This is a genomic window from Stenotrophomonas sp. (genome assembly GCF_032056425.1).
In the GTDB taxonomy this organism is placed as follows: Bacteria; Pseudomonadota; Gammaproteobacteria; order Xanthomonadales; family Xanthomonadaceae; genus Stenotrophomonas.
In genome coordinates this window covers 1-19,668 of record NZ_DAMBCN010000030.1, presented here as the reverse complement: position 1 = coordinate 19,668, position 19,668 = coordinate 1, and the positions used below count along the sequence as shown (strand labels likewise).

Genomic DNA, 19,668 nt, shown 5'->3' with positions numbered 1-19,668 from the left:
ACGGAAGCTCCTGATGCCGTATTCCCCCCGCGTCCTGGCCGCCGCCATCGCTGCGTTGTTCCTGTTCAGTGCCGTACCCTCGGCCGAAGCAGCGAAGAAAAAGGCCAGCCGCCCCGCCGCCGCGCAGAGCCGCCAGGCCGCCAAACCCAAGGCCAAGCCGCGCGCCGCCCCACGCCGCGCCGCGCCGCGCCCCACCGCCCCGGCCCGCACCGTGCCGCGCGCGGTGCAGCTGGAGCGCCTGTACGACGAATACTGGGATGCCTCGATGCGGTTGAACCCGCTGCAGGCCACCTTCCAGGGCGAAACCCGCTACAACGACCAGCTGCCCAACATCCTGTCGGCCGCCTGGCGCCAGCAATCGCACGATTTCACCGTGGAATGGCTGGGCAAAGTGGAAAAGGTCGGCAGTGAAGGCCTGCAGGGCCAGGACCTGCTGAGCTACCAGATCTTCGTGCGCGATGCGCGCGCCACGCTGGACGCCGAACGCTACCCCAGCTGGATGATGCCGATCAGCCAGTACTACAACATCGGCAGCATCATGGCGATCCTCGGCGCCGGCGCCGGTGCCCAGCCCTTCAACACCGTGCAGGACTACGACACCTGGTCGCGCCGGTCGCTCGGCATTCCGCCGCTGTTCGACCAGGCCATCGACAACATGCGCCAGGGCATGAAGGCCGGCGTGGTGCAGCCGCGTGACCTGATGGAAAAGGTGCTGCCGCAGCTGGATGCGGTGATCAAGCCGACCGCGGAGGAAAGCATTTTCTGGTCGCCCATCCGCACCATGCCCGACAGCATTGCCGCCGAAGACAAGGCGCGCATCAGCGCCGAGTACAAGCGCATGATCGAACTGCGCATCATGCCGGCCTACCGGGCACTGCGTGGCTTCATCGCCACCGAGTACCTGCCGGCCACCCGCGAAAGCAGCGGCCTGGGCGCGCTGCCCGATGGCCAGGCCTGGTACGCCAACCTGATCGTGCAGACCACCGCCAGCGACCAGACCGCCGCGCAGCTGCATGCGCTGGGCGAACAGCGCGTGCAGGAACTGCAGGCGCAGATCGCCGCGGTGATGAAGGACAACAAGCTGCGCGGTTCGCAGGCCAAGCTGCTGAAGAGCATGCGCAACGATCGCCAGTTCCAGTACGTCAACGCCGACGACCTGCTGAACCGCTACCGCCAGGTACAGCAGCAGGTGTCCACGCGCCTGCCGCAGGTGCTGGACACGCTGCCCAAGTCCGGCCTGGAAATCCGGCCGGTCGATCCGGAGCGCGCACTGGCTGCCGCCGCAGCCGGCTACCAGCCGTCGCCGGCCGGACAGCCCGGCGTGCTGTACGTGAACACCCGCGACCTGCCCAGCCGCAAGCGCTGGAGCGTACCGGTGCAGTACCTGCACGAAGCCATTCCCGGCCACCACGTGCAGCTGGGCCTGCAGCAGGAACTGGCCAAGCTGCCGCGCTTCCGCCGCCAGGGTGGCGATGTGGCCTTCATTGAAGGCTGGGGCCTGTACGCGGAAACCCTGGGCGACGACCTGGGCGCCTACAACGACCCCTACGACCGCATTGGCTACCTGTACTCGCGCCTGTTGCGCGCCACCCGCGTGGTGGCCGATACCGGCGTGCACGCGCAGGGCTGGAGCAAGCAGCAGGCGGTCAGCTACCTGCAGAAGAACGCGGACATGAGCGCTGACGATGCCAGCGCCGAAGTGGAGCGGATCATGGCCCAGCCGGGCCAGGCGCTGTCCAACGTGGCCGGCCTGACCACCATCATCGCCCTGCGTGACAAGGCCCGCGCGCAGCAGGGTGCCGCGTTCGACCTGCGCCGCTTCCATGCCGAACTGCTGAAGGACGGTTCGATGCCGCTGGATGTGCTGGGCCGCAAGATGGACCGCTGGCTGGCCCAGCCCGGCGCAGCGGCCACGCCATGAGCGAGACCGGCGCACTGCTGGGCATCCACCATGCCGCGCTGATCTGCAGCGACTACGCGCGCTCGAAGGAGTTCTACGTGCGCGTGCTCGGCCTGCGTGTGCTGGCGGAAAACCACCGCCCCGCGCGCGATTCGTGGAAGCTGGACCTGGCCCTGCCCGACGGCGGGCAGCTTGAACTGTTCTCGTTCCCTGCACCGCCGCCGCGGCCCAGCCGGCCCGAAGCACAGGGCCTGCGCCACCTGGCCTTCCGGGTGGCCGCGCTGGAGCCGTTCATCCAGCGCCTGGCCGAGCACGGCGTGGCCTGCGAACCGATCCGCGTGGACGAATACACCGGCGCCCGCTTCACCTTCTTCGCCGACCCCGACGGCCTGCCGCTGGAACTGTACGAAGCCGTCTGACCCCATGCATGCGATCCCCAATGGGGTCAGAGCCCGTTGCGCCGCAACGGGATCCGACCCCGGTCGACCCGCAGCCGCGTGAACCTGTCGAAGGCGGGGCACTGTGGGTTTGCGGGGTGTGAGCCGCATGGATGCGGCGACCAAGGCTACATGGACGTACTTGCGCCGTCCCCGCAAACCCACAGTGCCCCGCCATCCCACGGAATGCCGCTCTTGCTTCTGCTTCGGCAGGTGCAGGGCGCAGCCCTGCAAAGCCTCCCTCTTCCCCATACCCCGCCGAATGGGTATACAGTCGCCCTGTACCGGCATCGTGCCGGAATGAACCCTGGGAGGGGACCATGCGCAAGACCTTCAAGACCCTGCTGCTGGCACTGCCGCTGTGCCTGGCCGCGCTCTCGGCGCAGGCCGCCGACAGCGCCGCCGGCCGCTGGAAGACCATCGACGACAAGACCGGGAAGGTGAAGTCGATCGTCGAGATCACCCAGGCCGCCAACGGCACGCTGTCCGGCAAGGTGGTCGACATCCTGCACTCGGACAAGGGCCCGAACCCGGTCTGCGACGGCTGCGAAGGCGCCAACAAGAACAAGCCGGTGAAGGGCATGACCATCCTGTGGAACCTGTCGCAGGACAAGGGCAGCCACAGCAAGTGGTCCGGCGGCACCATCCTCGACCCGGCCAACGGCAAGACCTACAAGTCCAAGATCGAACTGCAGCCCGGCGGCGGCAAGCTGGACGTGTCCGGCTGCATCGCGTTCATCTGCCGCGCGCAGACCTGGGTGCGCGAGTAATCCACCCCGCCCCGCGCAGCACCCCGTGACCCGGCCCCGGCCGGGTCACGGCGTTGCGGGCATGCGATAATCTGCGGTTCCCCTCGGCTGCACCCCGCGACCATGACCCGTACCGCGCTCGTCACCACCGCCCTGCCCTACGCCAACGGCCCGCTGCACCTGGGCCACCTGGTCGGCTACATCCAGGCTGACATCTGGGTGCGCGCGCGGCGAATGAGCGGCGGCAAGGCCTGGTTCGTCTGCGCCGACGACACCCACGGCACGCCGATCATGCTGGCGGCCGAGAAAGCCGGGGTTACCCCGGAAACCTTCATCGCCAACATCCAGGCCAGCCACGAACGTGACTTCGCCGCCTTCGGCGTGGCCTTCGACCACTACGATTCCACCAACTCGGCGGCCAACAAGGCGCTGACCGAACAGTTCTACCTGAAGCTGGAAGCGGCCGGCCACATCAGCCGCCGTTCGGTGGCGCAGTTCTACGACCCGGCCAAGGGCATGTTCCTGCCCGACCGCTACGTGAAGGGCATCTGCCCCACCTGCGGCAGCCCCGACCAGTACGGCGACAACTGCGAAGTCTGCGGTGCCACCTATGCGCCGACCGACCTGAAGGAACCGCGTTCGGTCATTTCCGGGGCCACCCCGGAGATGCGCGACTCTGAACACTTCTTCTTCGAGGTCGGCCACTTCGATGCGTTCCTGCGCGAGTGGCTGGCCGGCGATGTCGCCCTGCCCGGCGTGAAGGCCAAGCTGGGTGAGTGGCTGAACGCCGAAGGCGGCCTGCGCGCCTGGGACATCTCGCGCGATGCGCCGTACTTCGGTTTCCAGATTCCCGGCCAGCCGGGCAAGTATTTCTACGTCTGGCTGGATGCGCCGATCGGCTACCTGTCCAGCTTCCAGACCCTGTGCGGCAAGCTGGGCGAAGACTTCGAGGCGCACCTGCGCGCCGGCACCAGCACCGAACTGCACCACTTCATCGGCAAGGACATCGTCAACTTCCACGGCCTGTTCTGGCCGGCGGTGCTGCACGGCACCGGCCACCGCGCGCCCACGCGCCTGCACGTGAACGGTTACCTGACCGTTGACGGCGCCAAGATGAGCAAGTCGCGCGGCACCTTCGTGATGGCGCGTACCTTCCTGGACGCCGGCCTGGAACCGGAAGCGCTGCGCTACTACTACGCCGCCAAGACCAGCGGCGGCGTGGACGACCTGGACCTGAACCTGGGCGACTTCATCGCCCGCGTGAACGCCGATCTGGTTGGCAAGTTCGTCAACCTGGCCAGCCGCTGCGCCGGCTTCATCAGCAAACGCTTCGACGGCCTGCTGGCCACCCAGCTGCCCGACGCGGCGCAGTACCAGCGTTTCGTCGATGGCCTGGCGCCGATCCGCGAAGCCTACGAGCGCAACGACCCGGCTGCGGCCATCCGCCTGACCATGGCCCTGGCCGACGAAGCCAACCGCTACATCGACGATGTAAAGCCCTGGGTGATCGCCAAGCAGGAAGGCGCCGAGGCGCAGCTGCAGGCGGTCTGCAGCCAGGGCCTGAACCTGTTCCGCGTGCTGGTGACCGCGCTGAAGCCGGTGCTGCCCACCACCGCCGCCCAGGCCGAAACCTTCCTGACCGCGCCGGTGAACGATTGGACCGCGCTGGCGCAGCCGCTGCTGGGCCACCGCATTGCCGAATACACCCCGCTGTTCACCCGTATCGACCCGAAGAAGATTGACGCCATGATCGACGCCTCCAAGGACACCCTGCAGCCGGCCGCCGCTGCTGCCCCCGCCGCTGCTGCCGCCAAGCCGGCCGCCCCGGCCCCGGCCAAGGACGACGCCAAGAGCGCCGACGCGCCGGCCTACATCGGCATCGACGATTTCGCCAAGCTCGACCTGCGCATCGGCAAGGTGCTGGTGTGCGAATTCGTGGAAGGCTCGGACAAGCTGCTGCGCTTCGAACTGGACGCCGGCGACCTGGGCAAGCGCCAGATCTTCTCCGGCATCCGCGCCAGCTACGGCGAACCGGAAACGCTGGTCGGCCGCAGCGTGGTGTTCATCGCCAACCTGGCCCCGCGCAAGATGCGCTTTGGCCTGAGCGAAGGCATGATCCTGTCGGCCGGTTTCGACGGCGGCGCGCTGGCACTGCTGGACGCCGACAGCGGCGCGCAGCCGGGCATGCCGGTCCGCTGATGCATCGCGGGCGCGGCCCACGCCGCGCCCGAACCGCACACCGCCACGGAAGGCACCGCCATGGGAGAGAGCAGGATGGAGCTGGCGCTGTTCGATTTCGACCACACCATCACCACCTGCGACACCTATGGCCGCTTCGTGCGCCGCGTGGCCACGCCGGAACAGCTGGCGCGTGCGTGGTGGAAGGTGGGGCCGTGGCTGCTGGCCTACCGCCTGCGCATCCTGTCTGCCGAGCGCATCCGCGCGCGCGTGACCCGCCTGACCTTCAGCGAACGCCATACCGATGACATCGCCACGCTGGCCGCCGGCTTCGCCCGCGAATTCCTGCCCGAGGTGATGCGGCCGGAGATGCTGGAGCAGATCCGCTGGCACAAGGAGCAAGAGCACACCGTGGTGATTGTGTCCGGGTCGCTGGATCTGTACCTGCAGCCCTGGTGCGAACAGTGGGGCCTGCAGTTGATCTGCAACCGGCTGGAAAGCCAGGACGGTCGATTGACCGGGCGCTACGCCGATGGCGACTGTGGCCCGCGCAAGGTCGACCACATCCGCCGCCGCTTCGACCTGTCGCGCTATGTGCGCATCCACGCTTACGGCGACAGCTACGAAGACCGCCCCATGCTGGCCCTCGCCCACGAGCGCTGGTACCGCGGCAAGCCCCTGAAATAACCAACGCGCAGCCTTCGCCACGCATGAGCCTGATTCCGCCCCTGACCGAACGCCTGGACCGCCTGCTGCCGCAGACCCAATGTGGCCAATGCGGCTTTGATGGCTGCCGCCCGTACGCGCAGGCGATGGCCCGTGGCGACGCCGGCGTGGACCGCTGCCCGCCCGGCGGCGATGCCGGCGCGCGTGCACTGGCGCAGGTGCTGGGCGTTCCGGCGCTGCCGTTCGACCGAACGCGCGGCGCGCACAAGGCACCGCAGGTGGCAGTGATCGTGGAAGCGGACTGCATCGGCTGCACCAAATGCATCCAGGCCTGCCCGGTCGATGCGATCGTCGGCGGCGCCAAGTACATGCACACCGTCATTGCAGAGCTGTGCACCGGCTGCGAGCTGTGCATCCCGCCCTGCCCGGTGGACTGCATCGATCTGCAGCCGCTGTAAGGGGTCAGATCCCTTTTCGCAGAAGAGGGCTCTGACCCCAGCCCGCGTTACGGCACGGCCGCCGTGATCACGATCTCGACCTTCCACTCGGCGTGCGCCAGCTTGGCCTCGAACGTGGCGCGGGCCGGCGTCGCGCCCTCGACCACCCACTCGTCCCACGCCTTGTTCATGCCATCGAAATCGGCAATGTCGGCAAGGAACACTTCTGCACGCAGCACGTGCTGGCGGTCACTGGCCACCAGCGCCAGCAGCTTGTCGATCTCGGCCAGCACCTGCCGGGTCTGCCCGGTGATGTCCTGGCTGGTGTCTTCCGGAATCTGGCCGGAAAGGTAGGCGACCTTGTTGTGCACGGTCATTTCGGACATACGCGGTCCGACGTCGTAACGCTCCATCATGGGCGTGGCTCCTGCGGGTGGACAGACCTGCATTCTCACCCACCCGGCGTGCGAAGTGTGTGCCGGGCACGGCCACTGCATGTAGCCAGCCTGCGCACAGTGCAACGCTGGTCAAACGGCGGCGACAGGCGCACGATGCGCCACGCTGCGTTGACACCACCCTCGCCCCCACTGACGCACCCTTGCGCCGATGACCGCCCCCGCCGATTCCACACATCCTGCCGCCTCCACCTGGAAGCGCGTTGCCACCATCGTCATCCCGCTGCTGATCCTGGCCCTGGCCCTGCATGGGCTGGCCAACGAGTTCGACGAGAACGGCTACCGCGCCATCCGCCACGCCTTCCAGAACCTCAGCCTGGGCCAGATCGCGCTGACGGTGCTGCTGGGCCTGGCCAGCTATGCCTGCCTGATCGGCTTCGATGCCATCGGCCTGCGCCGCAGCGGCATCCGCGTGCATCCGGCGCGGATCGGCATCACCGCCTTCCTGGCCCACACGCTGGGCCAGACCGTCGGCTTTGCCGCGCTGACCGGCGGCGCGGTGCGCCTGCGCGGCTACCGCAGTGCCGGCCTGGACCTGGCACAGATCGGCCAGGTGGTGCTGATGAGCACGCTGGGCTTCGTGTTCGGTGCATGGCTGCTGATCGGCCTGGCCCTGTGCATGGAACCGGCCGCCGCCGCGCTGGCCCTGCCGCTGGACCCGACCGCGGTACGCGTGGTCGGCATCGCCGCATTGGCCGCGTATGCGCTGACCGTGCTGCTGGTCGGCCGCCACGGCCGTACCTTCCACATCTTCGGCCATGGCCTGTGGCTGCCCGACCGCCGCACCATGCTGGGCGTGACCGCACTCAGCGTGGTGGAACTGGTGCTGGCCAGTGCTGCGTTCTACGTGCTGCTGCCCGACTCCACCCCCACCGGGTTGCCCGGCTTCGTTGGCCTGTACCTGGTGGCGGTGCTGGCCGGGCTGGTGTCCACGGTACCGGCCGGGTTGGGCGTGTTCGAATGGAGCCTGCTGAAGCTGCTGCCGCAGGTGGCCCCGGCCGCCGTGCTGGCCGCCGCGCTGATCTACCGCGTGACCTACTACGTGCTGCCGCTGCTGCTGGCCACCCTGCTGGCCCTGGCGCCGGCGTTGCGGCAACCGTTCCAGGCCGGTGCCGGCGCCACCCGCGCCGGCTGGCACGCCCTGCGCCCGTGGCTGCCGCAGATCATTGCGCTGGCCGCCTTCAGCGTGGGCGCGGCGCTGGTGATCGATGGCACCCTGCCCACGCCACGCCGGCACCTGCTGAACGCCTCGCTGCCGATCCTGGAAACCTCGCACCTGATCGGCAGCCTGACCGGCGTGGCCCTGCTGCTGATCGGCCAGGGCCTGGCCCGGCGCAGCCATGCGGCCTGGATGCTGGCCATGGCGATCTGCGTGATCACCCCGCTGCCGATCTGGCTGCGCGGTGGCCAACCCCTGATCGCGCTCTCTGCGCTGCTGGTGGCGATGGCCCTGTGGGCCGCACGCCGCGAGTTCTACCGCCAGGGCGCGCTGCTGGATGAGGCGTGGTCCTGGCCCTGGCTGCGCAACCTGGGGCTGGTGCTGGTGGCCGTTATCTGGCTGCTGTTCTTCACCTACAGCCACGTGGAATACCAGAACGAGCTGTGGTGGCAGTTCGCACTGTCCGGCAATGCCCCGCGTGCGCTGCGCGCGCTGCTGGTGGTAGCGATCGCGCTGGTGATTTTCGGCCTGGCCCGACTGCTGCACAGCACGCGCACGCCGCTGCCGGCGGCCGACGATGCCACCCTGCAGGCGTTGGCACCGGTGCTGGCCGGCGCCAGCGATACCCAGGCCTGCCTGGTACTGACCGCCGACAAGGCCGTGCTGCGCGACGAAGCGCAGCAGGGCTTTGTGATGATGCAGCGCTACGGCGGATCGTTGATCGCCATGGGCGATCCGGTCGGCCCGCCCGAGGTGGCGCGCGCGTTGATCTGGCGTTTCCGCGAAGAAGCCGACCGGCTTGGCCTGCGTCCGGTGTTCTACCAGGTGGGTGAAGCCTACTGGCAGACCTACCTGGATCTGGGCCTGGGCCTGGTGAAGCTGGGCGAAGAAGCGATGGTGCCGCTGCACGATTTCGGCCTGGAAGGGCGCGAGCGCGCGGACCTGCGCCAGGCCTGGAACCGCGGCAAGCGCGGCGGCCTCAGTTTCCGGGTAGCGCCGGTGGAGGAGATCCCCGCCCTGTTGCCGCGCCTGCAGGCCGTTTCCAACGCCTGGCTGGAAGACAAGGCCGGCGATGAAAAGGGCTTTTCGCTGGGCAGCTTCGACCCGGCCTACCTGGTGCGCTTCCCGATCGCGCTGGTCGAGGCCGAAGGCGAGATCGTGGCCTTCGCCAACCTGTGGCAGGCACCCGCCGGTGCCGAGCTGTCGGTGGACCTGATGCGCCACGTCAACGAGGCGCCGAAGGGCACCATGGATTTCCTGTTCATCGAGCTGTTCCTGTGGGGCCGTGCGCAGGGTTATGCCCGCTTCTCGCTGGGCATGGCGCCGCTGTCCGGGTTGGCCCAGCATCGCCTTGCCGGGCGCTGGAACCGGCTGGCCGGACTGCTGGCGCGGCATGGCGAACGCTTCTATGGGTTCAGCGGCCTGCGCCGCTTCAAGTCGAAGTTCGCCCCGCAGTGGCGGCCGCGCTATCTGGCTGCACCCGGCGGCATGCACCTGCCCGCCGCGCTGCTGGATGCCACCCGGCTGATCTCGCTGGACCCGCGCCGCGGGTGACCGTGCAGGTTTTGCGCCGGGCCATGCCCGGCGAGCGCCTCAGGTTTTACGCGCCGCCCTTCAAAATCACCTCGGCCAGGCGATCGTAATCGCCGCCGAAATGATGGTCGCCCGGCAGCTTCACTTTCTGCACGCCGTCGTTGGCCGGCAGGTCCGGGCACAGCGCATCAGCATCTTTTTCGCCGAACACGCACAGCGTCTTCGCCGCCGGCAGTCGGGCGATTTCCGGGGCAATCGGCAGGCCATCGCCGCCACCGCCCAGCCAGTTGCTGACATGGAACTCGAAGTCGGCCTTGCGCCCCACCGACAGCAGGGCGATGCGCTGCACGCGCGCACGGGTTGCGGCGTCCAGCTGGTTGATGCTGGCCGGCAGCACGTCGGCGCCCTGCGAGAAACCGATCAGCATCACCTTGTCGCGATGCCACTGCTGGCGGTAGTGCTCGATGATCTTCTGCAGGTCCACCGCGAACCCTTTCGGCGTGCGCGCGGTCCAGAAGTAGCGCAGCGAGTCCAGGCCGACCACCGACACGCCGTGTTCGGCCAGCGACTCGGCCACGTTCTTGTCCAGCCCGGCCCAGCCGCCGTCGCCGGAAACGAACACCGCCAGGGTGTCACCGTCGCCGCGAGCAGGCACCTCCACCACCGGCAGGCCCTTCAGCGCATCGGGCGGCGGCGCCAGGCTCACCCCGGCCTGCGCGCCCATCACCCGTGCTGCGGCCACCAGTCCCGGCGTGGCATCGCCGGCAGCGGTGCGTTTGAAGCCACGGGCCATGGCCACCTGCTGCACGAAGGCATCGGCATGACCTGCCTTGCAGCCCTCGCCGCCGGCGGCATTCAACCACGGCAGGTTCAGTTCGGCCGGCTGCAGGCGACCGTGCTTCACGCCGTCGCCGCAGACCATGCGTTCGTGGCTGTGATCCGGGCAGAAGCCGCTGGTCAGCAGGCCGGCGAACACCTGCGTATCGGCCTGCGCCGCCAGGCTGTAGGCCAGCTCGGCGCCTTCACCATCACCGCCCACCAGCGGCAGGTGGTAGCCGGGCAGATGCAGGTAGGCCTGCACCCAGCGCGAGAAGTTCTCCACATCACCGGCGCCGAATGCGCAGCTGCTGTTGCCCTCGCGCTTGAGCACGCCGCGCAGGTGGTCCACGTCAACGGCCGCGACCAGTGCGCCGTCGGCACGCAGGGCTTCGATCGGCGCGCGTTCGGCTGCGCCTGCGGTGCTCTGCTGGAACCAGATCACCACGCGCTTGGGCGCTCCGGCAGGCGAATGCACCGGCACCTGGTCGAAACGCCCGTGGCTGACCTGCTGCACGTCGGCGGCGGCCGACCCGGCCAGCAGCGCCAACACCAGTCCCATCGCCCCGCACAACCCTGCACGCGTCATGTCGCATCCCCGTTGGAATGCGCACACGATACGCTGCCGGCGCGTGCACGGCATGTACCGGCGTGGGCGGTTCAGCCGGTGCTGGCGATACGCGTGCGGCGGTACAGCGACGCGGCCAGCTGCAGCAGCCAGCCGACAATGACCACGATCACCAGCTTCTGCCCCAGCCCGCGCGGCGGGCCGTCACGCCACAGCACGTGCACCCACAGCAGCACGAATGCCAGCCATGCCCACGCCCACAACAGCGCCGCACTGCGCTGCCAGCCCGGCTCGCGGCGCAGGTACCAGGCCTGCAGCAGCATGGCCACGCTGGCACACAGGAACGCGGTGTTGGCGGCCAGGCCATGCACCAGCGGCGCGACCAGCGGCGCCAGCTCCGGCAGCCAGCTGTCGCCGATCGCCACCGTGGCCAGGCCCAGCGCGGCCACGCTGAACAGCAGCGGCGCGGCAGCACTGCGCCGTGGCCCAAGGCTGCCGCGATAGAGCGCCACACCCAGCACCGCGATGGCCAGCGCCAACAGGCAGTAGGCCGTGCGCAGCGCCAGCCCCCAGGGGCCGTGCAGGTACAGGCTCAGGGTGGCCCGTACCCAGTCCAGGTCGGTGCGCGCGAACTGCGTCCACAGGGCCGTGGCCACGAACAGCAGCAGCGCCACCAGCGCCAGCAGGGCGGCCGGCCGCGCGCGGCTCACGGCGCCTCCTGCGGGTGCCGCGCCTGCCATTCGGCCAGCGCCTTGCGGTAACGCTGCAGTTCTTCCGAATACAGGTCCAGCACGCACAAGGGGCAGCCGCTGCCACAGCACTCGTTGGGGCCGGGTTCTTCCGGCGGCAGCGGGCGCGGGTCGGGATCGGGCACGGGATCGGTCACAGGCAGATCAGACAGGACAGGAAACACCGCGCCAGTGTAACGGCCCCGCTCAGCGTTCCAGCTGCCGGCGCAGGTTGGCCCGTGCCGCAGCATCCAGGCGCTGGTGGAAGAAGTCGCTGAGGAAAATGCGCGGTGCGCGCAGCAGCCCCTGCAGGAAGCGGCGGCGACCGGCGCGGTACAGGAAGCCCGGCACCACGCCCCGGTACTCTTCGGCCACGCCCCGGTCGTAGGCGTCGAACACCTCCGCCGGCGCGCCCAGGATGGCCATGTCGCAATCCAGGAACAGCGCGGCTTCGGCGTCCACCTCATCGGGCCGCAGCGCACCATGGCGCGCGGTCAGCAGGATCAGCTGCTCGACCCGCGCGGCATCGACCTGCGCAAGAGCGGGCACCTCGGCAATGGCCTGCAGCGCCAACTGCGCCGAGCGCGCCTCGTTGTCCTTGCGCCCGGCCTGGTACACCGCGTCGTGGTACAGCGCGGCCAGATAGACCTCGACCGGCTGCTGCCAGCCTGGTCCAACGGCCACCTGCTGGCAATGCTGCAGTACCGCGCGCACGTGGCCGAAGTGGTGGTAGGCACGGGGCGGCGTGGCATAGGCCGCTTCCAGCGCCTGCCAATGCGCGGGCGTCAGGGCAATCGGGGCGAAGTCCATGCCACGATGATCCCGCCAGCGCCCCGCCAGAGCAAGCTGGACAGTTTTTCACCACGCACTCACAACGCTTGCCGGGCAAGCGCTGCACGCTGTTGTCCACAGCTTTGTGAAGCGCTGGTCCACATCCTCTGTGGATCAACGCCCGCGCCGACGGACGGTCTGCCCCGCACCGCTGCCGCAGGCCTACACTGCCGGCAGACGGCACCCGCCGCCGCCGCGCAGGGGTCCACCATGTGCCGCTTTCCCGCCTTCTGCGTGCTGCTGTCCGCGCTGTGGGTCGGCGCGGCGCCGGCACAGCAGCCCACCGTTCCCTCGCCCGCGGCATCCGTGCAGCAGGTGGCCGACCAGCCAACCGCCGTGCCGTCGCCGCAGCAGGTGCTGGCGATCCCGCCGCCGTTGCGGCAGATGCTGCGCAGTCAGGTGACCAGCCGCTGGAATTCGCGCGAACAGCGCCTGCAGTCACTGGTGGCGATGATCTTCAGCTCGCAGGGCATGGACCTGCAGTACGACGCCAACGCGACCTACACCGTCTCCGAGATCTGGCAGCAACGGCGCGCCAACTGCCTGGCCTTCACCCTGATGTTCGTCACCCTGGCGCGCGAGGCCGGCATCAAGGCGCGCGTGCAGGAAGTGGACCGGGTGGTGTCGTGGTACCAGGACCAGGACCAGGGCGTGGTCTACAGCGTGGGCCATGTCAACGCCAGCGTCCTGGTGGACGGCCGCAACGGCACGGTCGACCTGGACCGCAACGTGCTGTACGACCGCCGCGGGCCGCACCCGATCACCACCGAGCGGGCACTGGCGCACTTCTATAACAACCGCGGCGCCGAGCGCCTGGCCGCGCATGACCGGACAGGCGCGCAGGCCTTCTTCGATGCCGCCCTGGCCCAGGACCCGTCGTTCGCCGCGGCTTGGAACAACATCGGCGTGCTGCGCAGCCGCGACGGCGACCTGGCCGAGGCGCGGCGTGCGCTGGAAATCGCTCTGCGGCTGGAGCCGGGCCATGACTCAGCCCTGAGCAACGCCGCGGCGCTGTACCGGCAACAGGGCCTGACCGCCCAGGCCAGCGGGCTGGAACGGCAACTGCGGTCGGCGCAGCGCGAAGATCCGTTCGTGCAGTACATGCTGGGCGCGCAGGCAGAGCGCAGCGGCGACCTGCGGCGGGCGATCTACTACTACCGCCGCGCCGTGCGCCTGTACGACACCGCGCACCAGTTCCATTTCGGTCTGGCCCGCGCGTACTTCCTCAGCGGGCAGGTGCAGCGCGCCGACCGCGAACTGCTGCGGGCGCAGGCGCTGGGTGGGCCCCCACAGCAGGCCCACTACCAGGCCAAGCTGGACAGCCTGGCCCGTTGGCGCGCACAGCAGCAGCTACGGCGCTGAACCCGATCAGGCCTTTTTCAGGAAACAGGTCTTCAGCACCAGGCCCTTGATCTTGTCCGAGTTGCCTTCGATGTGCTCGGCATCGTCTTCCACCAGGCGGATGTTGCGGATCACCGTGCCCTGCTTCAGCGGGATCGAAGACCCCTTCACCTTCAGATCCTTGATGACAGTGACGGTGTCACCGGTCTGCAGCGTGTTGCCGTTGCTGTCACGCACGACCAGCGTCGCGCCGGTCGCCTCCTCGGCAGTCCACTCGAAACCGCAGTCGGCGCAGATCCACAGCGCGCCATCGGCATAGGTGTTTTCCAGGGTGCACTGCGGGCAAGCGGGGGCGGACGACATCGGCAAGTACCTCAAAATGAATCAACAGCCGCTATTGTAACCGGCACGCCTGTGCTCCGATTTTTCTCGCGCGCGGCGCTTTGATTGATCTCGCTGGGGCGGATGGGCGGACTCTGCCTTTTGCTGCCGCGGCGCAGGGAACTGTCATGGCGGCGTGGGGAGGGGCGGACGGGACCGTAGGCGCCAAGGATGGCGCCTACGAGCTACATGGACGTATTAACCGCGTGTCCCGGCCGCCCCTTCCCGCGCCGCCCGAGCAGAGCAGGCAGGCAGGCGCTCAATCCCAACCGAAGCCGACTGAAACTTGCAGGACGCCCCGATCTGCAGCAGAGTGCGCGGCCCCCGCCTGCCCCCCGGATCCCCCCATGCGCCTCGGCATCGACTTTGGTACCAGCAACTCCGCCGCCGCGATCGTGCGCGATGGCCAGCTGCTGCCGATCCGCTTCGGCGACGCCGAACAGTTCCGCACCAGCGTCTACTTCCCCGGCGTGGTGCCCGACCCGGACGAATTCCAGCTCGATGCCGGGCAGGAACACCAGCTGCAGCAGATGATCGACAGCGCCGCCCGCGCGGCCCGTGCCGCCGGCCAGGAACGCACGCCGCAGGCCCTGCGCCGCGAGGCCCTGCGTGCCCTGCGCCGCGAGTGGATGGAGGCCCGCGCCGGGCAGGAACGCAGCGCCAGCGACCTGCTGCAGAACGCGGTGTACGGTGACGAGGCGCTGGAAGCCTACTTCGAAGAACACGAGGGCAACCTGGTGCAGAGCCCGAAGTCGATGCTGGGCTACAACCTGCACCCACGCGCCAAGCAGACCATCACCGGTATCGCCGCACACATCCTTGAACATATCCGCCTGACCGCCAGCGCACAGCTGGGGCAGCCGCTGCGCGCCGCCCTGCTGGGGCGCCCGGTGCAGTTCCGCAGCTCCATCGGTGATGCCGGCAACGCCCAGGCCCTGGATATCCTGCGCGAGGCCGCCAGCCAGGCCGGCTTCGACCAGATCGACTTCCTGGAAGAGCCCGCGGCCGCCGCCATGCACTACCACGCCGAAAGCCGTGAGCGGCACCAGGCGGTGATCGTCGATATCGGCGGCGGCACTACCGATATCGCGCATGCCGAGGTAGGTGGCGACGCGGCACCGCGCATCCACCGCGCCTGGGGTATCGCCCGCGGCGGCACCGATATCGACCTGGCATTGAGCCTGTCCAGCTACATGCCGCTGTTCGGCCGCGGCAGCACCCGCGTGCCCGCCCACCACTACGTGGAAGCGGCCACGGTGCAGGACATGACCCGCCAGCGCGAATTCCGCCTGCACAAGTACGACCACGTGGACGCACCCTGGGGCGACCGCCTGCAGGCACTGCAGGACACGGGCAACACCGCCCGCCTCTACCGCGACGTGGAACGCGCCAAGATCGCCCTGAGCAGCAGCCCGCAGCACCGCAGCACGCTGGACTACATTGCCCGCGACCTGCATGCCGACACCAGCGCCGAAGGCCTGACCGCTGCCGCGCACGGCTACCTGGAACAGATCCGGGCCCTGCTTGCGCAGGTCCGCAGTGATATCGGCGGCGATCCGGACGCGGTGTTCCTGACCGGTGGCATGTCCCGCGCCGGCTACCTGCGCCAGGCCGCGGCCGAGGCCTTCCCCGGTGCCCGCATGGTGCATGGCGAGCCCTCCCTGGGCGTGGTGCAGGGGCTGGCGCTGGCGGCAGCCAGCCGGAATTAACAAAACGTTACGCGAACTTTGCTACCCTCGGTAGGCTTGATAGGGCTCTACCTTCCGCCGGCTGCGCCGGTGTGTGTCCCCGGGTAGGGCCCGGCCCGCGCAGCGGGCCTTGCGGCCATGCCTTCTGGCTCGTTCATGGTCCGCGTACTACCCGAGCCGCCATCGAGACCCGCTTTGGGCACCCGCCTGGCCCCTGTGGCCGCACAACCTGAAGAAGCACCAGCACCCATCGACTGCCGCCGTTGTGATGCGGTCTGCTGCCGGTTGCCCGTGCTGCTGCAGGCGGGCGACGAGGTGCCCCGCCAGTATACCGCGCGCGACAGGCACGGCCGTGCCGTGATGGCGCGCAATGATGAAGGCTGGTGCGCGGCGATCGATCCCTATCACCTGCGCTGCACGATCTATTCGCAGCGCCCGGCGATCTGCCGCCAGTTTGCGATGGGCGGCGATGACTGCCGCCGCGAGCGGCAGGACTACCTGCGCCAGGCCGATGCCTGGTCGCTTTCCTCCCCTTCCACCTGACAGGAGCAACCATGCCCCGCAAGGCAAAGACCCCCGCGAAGGCCAGCAACAGCATCCGCAGCGAACGCAAGGGCGCGACCGCCACCACCGTGGTCAGCAGCGATTCGATCGCGTCCGATCTGGCCGCGTTCCGCAAGAGTGGTGGCAAGATCGAAGTACTTGGCACCACCTGGGCGCTGAAGAAAGCCAGCTGACCCACCCTGACCGCGGCGGCGCTGCCGCCGCGGCCTGCCGGGCCGGCTCAGCGGTCCAGACGGACCCGCACGCTGCCCGAGTGCGACTGCACACGGATATCCCCATCACCACTGCCCAGCCGGGTGTCCAGATGACTGCCCGGGCCATAGCGTGGGCGCTCGACACTGCCTGCATCGCTGTTGATCGAGCCGCTGAAGCTGTTGACCGACAGCTGCGCCGACACCGCACGCGGCAGCCGCAGGCTGACCGAGGCACTGACCGATTCCACGCTGATGCGGCCACCCGGCGCCAGCGCAGACGCCGACAGATCGATGCCGCCGGACACCGTTTCCACCGCCAGACGCTGGATGCGACCGGCGTCCACCCCGACCCTGCCCGACACCGTCTGCGCGCCGATATCACCGGAGACGCCGCCACCGGCCTGGATCTGCCCACTGACCGTGTTCACGTCCAGGCGCGGTGTCTGCAGCCGTGCGGTCACGTTGCCGCTGACGGTGTTGAGCTTGCTGTCGGCGCTGCGGCCTGCTGCGCTCAGATTCCCGCTGACCGTATCGGCTTGCAGCCGGCGCACGTCGATCCCACTGATGTCCTGGTCGGCACTGACGGTGCTGAGCAGCAGTTCGGACGAACGCGGGACATTGAGCACCAGCGTTGCTCCGCCGTTGTTGCTGCGGCGCGGGTATTCCACTTCCCAGCGCACGCGGTTGGCGCTTTTTTCCTGGCGCAGCTGCAGGCCGTCGCTGAGGCTGCCGGTCAGCTGCACATCGTTGCGGTCCCAGCCGCGCACCGTGACCTTGCCGGCCACGTTGCTCAGTTCAATCCGGCCGCCACTGGCCAGGGCGTGGCGTTCGTCCACGCGGGTGTCGGCCAGCGCCAACGAGGGCAACAGCAGCAGCGCAGCAGACAGGGGAAGCAAGGCTCGCATCGGGAATCTCCTCAGGTTGTCAGTCCGGCGGCGGCCTGTGCCGCCTGCCGGGTCAGTTCCAGCCGCAGCGCGTAGGTGCGCCGCAGTTGTGCCAATAGATGTGCAGCGCGCGGGTCCTGCGCCATGGCGGCGCGGATCTGCACCACGCTGCGGTCCAGTTCCTGCAGGGCCGGCTGCCATTCCGGCGCACGTTCTGCCGGCAGTGATGCCACCGCCTGCTGGTATTGCGCGGTCATCGCGTTCGCCTGCACCTGCAGGCTGCCCGGCGCCGGCCCGCTGTCTGGCCGCCACGGCGCCACCGCAAACACCGCCAGGCCCGCGGCCAGCGCCGCGCCCAGTGGCCACCACGCGCGGCGCAGTGGGCGGCGCCGCAGCACCACCACTGGGGGCGGGGTGGTGGCATGCGGCACCGGTTCGCGCGGTGGCAGCCGTGCCGACAACTGCGCCCAGCCTTCCGCCGGCGGCGTGCGTTGCTGCGGCAGCGCGCGCAGCCGCGCCAGCAGGTCGTGATCGGGATCGGGTGTGGTCATGTCATGTCTCCCAGCCGCGCACGCAACAGACCGCGCGCGCGATGCAACTGTGCCTTGGAACTGCCGACGGCCATCTGCAGTTGCTCGGCGATTTCATGGTGTTTCCAGCCTTCGATGTCATGCAGCACCAGCACGGCACGGGCGCGCGGCGGCAGCATCGCCAGTGCACGTTCCAGATCGCGCTCGGTGCCGGCGCAACGGTCATGCACGGCCAGTTCCGGCAGACCACCCTCCATGTCATCCAGGCTGTCGTGGTCGTGCCCGCCGGCGCGTGTGCGCAGCTCCATCAGCGCCGCGTTTACGCCAAGGCGGTGCAGCCAGGTGGCCAGGCTGCTTTCAAAGCGGAACCCGGGCAAGGCCTTCCAGGCCTGCAGGAACGCTTCCTGCAATGCATCCTCGGCGCGCGCCTGCTGGCCGCCGCACAACCGCCACAGCACCGCAAACAGGCGCGGTGCATGACAGCGGTACAAGCGTTCGTAGGCCGAGGTATCGCCCGCCGCTGCCGCCCGTATCAACGCGGGCTCATCGGGCGCATCCGTGGCGGCAGGGGGCGGCATGGTGGTGTCGAGCATAGCGCTTGGATGCAGCGCCCCGGCAAAAGGTTTAGACGGCCCGCAGCCGCTTCGGCATGCAACCTTTTCTGTCGCCGCTGCATCCATGCCTGCATCCCCCCGCGTGGCCGCAGGCCCGGAGACCCCATGTCCGCCACCCACTGTGCTGCGCTGCTGGCCATCGCAATCTGCATGGCGCAGCAGGGCCTGGGCCTGACGCTGCAGTGGCACGGCGAGGCCCACGGCGCATGCCTGCAGCGGCACCGCCAGGCGCTGGTCTGCGTGCAGTGGCCACCTGCAGTCGAAACGCCATCGCGCGCCGGGTAACATCGGGCGTTGTTCTCCGCTACCCGCTGTCGCCCCATGATGTTGTCATTGAAGGATCACCTGCCGGCCTGGAGCCACCCGTGGCTGGAATATACGGGCATCGCCCTGCAGATCGTGCTGGTGATGGTGGTCGCGTGGCTGTTGCGGGTGCTGGCCCGTCGCCTGATCCGACGCTTTTCCGAGCACTACACGCTGCCGCAGGAAATGGCGATGGGCGCGCGGCGGATCAGCAGCTTCGTGGTCTATTTCAGCGCCCTGCTGTACATCCTCAGCCTGCTGGGTGCATCGCCTTCGGTGCTGTGGACCGCCTTCACCGGCTTTGCCGCGGTGGGTGCAGTGGCCTTCTTCGCGGCCTGGAGCGTGCTGTCCAACATCTTCTGCACGCTGCTGATCTTCACCACCCGCCCGTTCCGCCTGCACGATTACATCGAAGTGCTGGAGAACGGTGAGAAGCCGGGCCTGAAGGGCCGGGTGATCGACGTGAACCTGATCTACACCACGCTGCAGGAGACCGGCGATGGCCACCAGGGCACGGTGCTGCAGCTGCCCAACAACCTGTTCTTCCAGCGCACGGTGCGGCGCTGGCGCGACCCGTCGCAGGCCCCCGGCGGCATCCAGGGCGACGGCTGAGGGGGGCTTTGCAGGGCTTGCAGCCCTGCACCTGCTCAATGCAACGGCAACGGCAACGGCAACGTCAAAAGCGGGCTATCCGTGGGTTGGCGGGGTGGGT

Annotated in this window: 22 protein-coding genes; 13 read left to right on the top strand and 9 right to left on the bottom strand. The window is 68.9% G+C overall.

The genetic code is table 11. The annotated features are described in order from the left end of the window. Positions 1–13: 13 nt before the first annotated feature. From RTY46_RS17040 to rnfB, 6 genes are all read left to right on the top strand, one after another. Positions 14–1,921 (top strand): DUF885 family protein, encoded by a 1,908-nt coding sequence (locus tag RTY46_RS17040; RefSeq protein WP_312709870.1) that lies wholly within the window; start codon positions 14–16, stop codon positions 1,919–1,921. Beyond that, positions 1,918–2,319, top strand: a complete 402-nt coding sequence (locus tag RTY46_RS17035) for a VOC family protein (protein WP_312709868.1) — start codon at positions 1,918–1,920, stop codon at positions 2,317–2,319. The genes RTY46_RS17040 and RTY46_RS17035 overlap by 4 nt, the downstream gene beginning before the upstream one ends. Positions 2,320–2,657: 338 nt before the next feature. Then, positions 2,658–3,107: a DUF2147 domain-containing protein gene (locus tag RTY46_RS17030; RefSeq protein ID WP_108750662.1), complete on the top strand. Its 450-nt coding sequence runs from the start codon at positions 2,658–2,660 to the stop codon at positions 3,105–3,107. A 102-nt stretch (positions 3,108–3,209) separates the two neighbouring features. Next, complete coding sequence (gene metG, locus RTY46_RS17025) at positions 3,210–5,285, top strand: methionine--tRNA ligase (protein ID WP_312709867.1); 2,076 nt, start codon at positions 3,210–3,212, stop codon at positions 5,283–5,285. Positions 5,286–5,360: 75 nt separating this feature from the next. Then, on the top strand, positions 5,361–5,951 hold the full coding sequence (locus tag RTY46_RS17020; protein WP_312709908.1) for an HAD family hydrolase: 591 nt from the start codon (positions 5,361–5,363) through the stop codon (positions 5,949–5,951). A 23-nt stretch (positions 5,952–5,974) separates the two neighbouring features. Further along, entirely contained in the window at positions 5,975–6,388 is a 414-nt protein-coding gene (gene rnfB / locus RTY46_RS17015; RefSeq protein WP_312709866.1) for an Rnf electron transport complex subunit RnfB, read from the top strand. 47 nt (positions 6,389–6,435) lie between these two features. On the opposite strand, the gene RTY46_RS17010 is transcribed toward rnfB, so the two are convergent. After that, complete coding sequence (locus RTY46_RS17010; RefSeq protein WP_108750666.1) at positions 6,436–6,783, bottom strand: RidA family protein; 348 nt, start codon at positions 6,781–6,783, stop codon at positions 6,436–6,438. Between the two features lie 190 nt (positions 6,784–6,973). Between RTY46_RS17010 and mprF the strand changes: the two genes are divergently transcribed. Beyond that, the gene (gene mprF / locus RTY46_RS17005; protein ID WP_312709864.1) at positions 6,974–9,535 is read left to right on the top strand and encodes a bifunctional lysylphosphatidylglycerol flippase/synthetase MprF; all 2,562 of its coding nucleotides are present in this window, start codon (positions 6,974–6,976) and stop codon (positions 9,533–9,535) included. A 46-nt stretch (positions 9,536–9,581) separates the two neighbouring features. On the opposite strand, the gene RTY46_RS17000 is transcribed toward mprF, so the two are convergent. From RTY46_RS17000 to RTY46_RS16985, 4 genes are all read right to left on the bottom strand, one after another. Continuing rightward, positions 9,582–10,919: an AcvB/VirJ family lysyl-phosphatidylglycerol hydrolase gene (locus tag RTY46_RS17000; protein ID WP_312709862.1), complete on the bottom strand. Its 1,338-nt coding sequence runs from the start codon at positions 10,917–10,919 to the stop codon at positions 9,582–9,584. A 71-nt stretch (positions 10,920–10,990) separates the two neighbouring features. Continuing rightward, positions 10,991–11,608, bottom strand: a complete 618-nt coding sequence (locus tag RTY46_RS16995; protein WP_312709860.1) for a DUF998 domain-containing protein — start codon at positions 11,606–11,608, stop codon at positions 10,991–10,993. Then, the gene (locus tag RTY46_RS16990) at positions 11,605–11,784 is read right to left on the bottom strand and encodes an oxidoreductase-like domain-containing protein (protein ID WP_108756846.1); all 180 of its coding nucleotides are present in this window, start codon (positions 11,782–11,784) and stop codon (positions 11,605–11,607) included. The genes RTY46_RS16995 and RTY46_RS16990 overlap by 4 nt, the downstream gene beginning before the upstream one ends. 49 nt (positions 11,785–11,833) lie before the next feature. Further along, positions 11,834–12,436: a hypothetical protein gene (locus RTY46_RS16985; RefSeq protein ID WP_312709858.1), complete on the bottom strand. Its 603-nt coding sequence runs from the start codon at positions 12,434–12,436 to the stop codon at positions 11,834–11,836. A 231-nt stretch (positions 12,437–12,667) separates the two neighbouring features. On the opposite strand from RTY46_RS16985, the gene RTY46_RS16980 reads away from it, so the two are divergent. Then, the gene (locus RTY46_RS16980) at positions 12,668–13,819 is read left to right on the top strand and encodes a tetratricopeptide repeat protein (protein ID WP_312709857.1); all 1,152 of its coding nucleotides are present in this window, start codon (positions 12,668–12,670) and stop codon (positions 13,817–13,819) included. Between the two features lie 6 nt (positions 13,820–13,825). Here RTY46_RS16980 and RTY46_RS16975 read toward each other — a convergent pair whose 3' ends face one another. Beyond that, positions 13,826–14,161, bottom strand: a complete 336-nt coding sequence (locus RTY46_RS16975) for a zinc ribbon domain-containing protein YjdM (protein WP_312709856.1) — start codon at positions 14,159–14,161, stop codon at positions 13,826–13,828. Positions 14,162–14,526: 365 nt separating this feature from the next. Between RTY46_RS16975 and RTY46_RS16970 the strand changes: the two genes are divergently transcribed. The 3 genes from RTY46_RS16970 to RTY46_RS16960 all read left to right on the top strand — a co-directional run bounded on the left by RTY46_RS16970 (position 14,527) and on the right by RTY46_RS16960 (position 16,604). Continuing rightward, the gene (locus tag RTY46_RS16970; RefSeq protein ID WP_312709854.1) at positions 14,527–15,888 is read left to right on the top strand and encodes an Hsp70 family protein; all 1,362 of its coding nucleotides are present in this window, start codon (positions 14,527–14,529) and stop codon (positions 15,886–15,888) included. Between the two features lie 228 nt (positions 15,889–16,116). Further along, positions 16,117–16,410 (top strand): YkgJ family cysteine cluster protein, encoded by a 294-nt coding sequence (locus RTY46_RS16965; RefSeq protein WP_312709906.1) that lies wholly within the window; start codon positions 16,117–16,119, stop codon positions 16,408–16,410. An 11-nt stretch (positions 16,411–16,421) separates the two neighbouring features. After that, positions 16,422–16,604 (top strand): hypothetical protein, encoded by a 183-nt coding sequence (locus RTY46_RS16960; protein WP_312709852.1) that lies wholly within the window; start codon positions 16,422–16,424, stop codon positions 16,602–16,604. A gap of 47 nt (positions 16,605–16,651) precedes the next feature. Here RTY46_RS16960 and RTY46_RS16955 read toward each other — a convergent pair whose 3' ends face one another. The 3 genes from RTY46_RS16955 to RTY46_RS16945 are packed head-to-tail and all read right to left on the bottom strand — an operon-like array spanning position 16,652 to position 18,632. After that, positions 16,652–17,530, bottom strand: a complete 879-nt coding sequence (locus RTY46_RS16955; RefSeq protein ID WP_312709850.1) for a DUF4097 family beta strand repeat-containing protein — start codon at positions 17,528–17,530, stop codon at positions 16,652–16,654. Positions 17,531–17,541: 11 nt separating this feature from the next. Then, positions 17,542–18,060 (bottom strand): hypothetical protein, encoded by a 519-nt coding sequence (locus RTY46_RS16950; RefSeq protein WP_312709849.1) that lies wholly within the window; start codon positions 18,058–18,060, stop codon positions 17,542–17,544. After that, on the bottom strand, positions 18,057–18,632 hold the full coding sequence (locus tag RTY46_RS16945) for a sigma-70 family RNA polymerase sigma factor (protein WP_312709848.1): 576 nt from the start codon (positions 18,630–18,632) through the stop codon (positions 18,057–18,059). The genes RTY46_RS16950 and RTY46_RS16945 overlap by 4 nt, the downstream gene beginning before the upstream one ends. Positions 18,633–18,758: 126 nt before the next feature. On the opposite strand from RTY46_RS16945, the gene RTY46_RS16940 reads away from it, so the two are divergent. Next, complete coding sequence (locus RTY46_RS16940; protein WP_312709846.1) at positions 18,759–18,938, top strand: hypothetical protein; 180 nt, start codon at positions 18,759–18,761, stop codon at positions 18,936–18,938. Positions 18,939–18,974: 36 nt separating this feature from the next. Next, entirely contained in the window at positions 18,975–19,568 is a 594-nt protein-coding gene (locus RTY46_RS16935) for a mechanosensitive ion channel family protein (RefSeq protein WP_312709845.1), read from the top strand. Positions 19,569–19,668 lie beyond the last annotated feature (100 nt).

Coding starts and splice junctions, on each gene's coding strand:
- RTY46_RS17040 (WP_312709870.1), top strand. CDS start 14: ATGCCGTATTCCCCCCGCGTCCTGGCCGCCGCCATCGCTGCGTTGTTC.
- RTY46_RS17035 (WP_312709868.1), top strand. CDS start 1,918: ATGAGCGAGACCGGCGCACTGCTGGGCATCCACCATGCCGCGCTGATC.
- RTY46_RS17030 (WP_108750662.1), top strand. CDS start 2,658: ATGCGCAAGACCTTCAAGACCCTGCTGCTGGCACTGCCGCTGTGCCTG.
- metG (WP_312709867.1), top strand. CDS start 3,210: ATGACCCGTACCGCGCTCGTCACCACCGCCCTGCCCTACGCCAACGGC.
- RTY46_RS17020 (WP_312709908.1), top strand. CDS start 5,361: ATGGAGCTGGCGCTGTTCGATTTCGACCACACCATCACCACCTGCGAC.
- rnfB (WP_312709866.1), top strand. CDS start 5,975: ATGAGCCTGATTCCGCCCCTGACCGAACGCCTGGACCGCCTGCTGCCG.
- RTY46_RS17010 (WP_108750666.1), bottom strand. CDS start 6,783: ATGATGGAGCGTTACGACGTCGGACCGCGTATGTCCGAAATGACCGTG.
- mprF (WP_312709864.1), top strand. CDS start 6,974: ATGACCGCCCCCGCCGATTCCACACATCCTGCCGCCTCCACCTGGAAG.
- RTY46_RS17000 (WP_312709862.1), bottom strand. CDS start 10,919: ATGACGCGTGCAGGGTTGTGCGGGGCGATGGGACTGGTGTTGGCGCTG.
- RTY46_RS16985 (WP_312709858.1), bottom strand. CDS start 12,436: ATGGACTTCGCCCCGATTGCCCTGACGCCCGCGCATTGGCAGGCGCTG.
- RTY46_RS16980 (WP_312709857.1), top strand. CDS start 12,668: ATGTGCCGCTTTCCCGCCTTCTGCGTGCTGCTGTCCGCGCTGTGGGTC.
- RTY46_RS16975 (WP_312709856.1), bottom strand. CDS start 14,161: ATGTCGTCCGCCCCCGCTTGCCCGCAGTGCACCCTGGAAAACACCTAT.
- RTY46_RS16970 (WP_312709854.1), top strand. CDS start 14,527: ATGCGCCTCGGCATCGACTTTGGTACCAGCAACTCCGCCGCCGCGATC.
- RTY46_RS16960 (WP_312709852.1), top strand. CDS start 16,422: ATGCCCCGCAAGGCAAAGACCCCCGCGAAGGCCAGCAACAGCATCCGC.
- RTY46_RS16955 (WP_312709850.1), bottom strand. CDS start 17,530: ATGCGAGCCTTGCTTCCCCTGTCTGCTGCGCTGCTGCTGTTGCCCTCG.
- RTY46_RS16950 (WP_312709849.1), bottom strand. CDS start 18,060: ATGACCACACCCGATCCCGATCACGACCTGCTGGCGCGGCTGCGCGCG.
- RTY46_RS16945 (WP_312709848.1), bottom strand. CDS start 18,632: ATGCTCGACACCACCATGCCGCCCCCTGCCGCCACGGATGCGCCCGAT.
- RTY46_RS16940 (WP_312709846.1), top strand. CDS start 18,759: ATGTCCGCCACCCACTGTGCTGCGCTGCTGGCCATCGCAATCTGCATG.
- RTY46_RS16935 (WP_312709845.1), top strand. CDS start 18,975: ATGATGTTGTCATTGAAGGATCACCTGCCGGCCTGGAGCCACCCGTGG.